Annotated in this window: 1 protein-coding gene; it reads left to right on the forward strand. The window is 61.7% G+C overall.

The window, feature by feature from the left end:
- Positions 1 to 21: 21 nt before the first annotated feature.
- Positions 22 to 274 (forward strand): FHA domain-containing protein (locus AC0L2M_RS34680; protein ID WP_473537284.1); only part of this gene is annotated, 253 nt, incomplete at its 3' end.

The following is a 274-nucleotide window of genomic DNA, read 5'->3' on the forward strand; positions in this document are numbered from 1 at the left end:
GACTTAGACGACGCCCTTCCAGTGGGTAAGTTCACCGTCCTCACCGGGGAAAACCACGCAAAGGCCGTCTCAGATCGGCGTGCACCGCTCGTGCTGGAAGTCGACGGGGTGCGCCATCCCCTCACCCCTCCGGGACTGACGATTGGCCGTGGGTCTGACGCCGACATCCGCATCAACGATCCGGGTATCTCTCGCCTCCATGCTCGTATCAACGTCTGGCCCCAGGGCAACGACATTGGTTTGTCCATTGAGGACCTCGACTCCACCAATGGGG

Source organism: Mesorhizobium sp. WSM4806 (genome assembly GCF_055811635.1).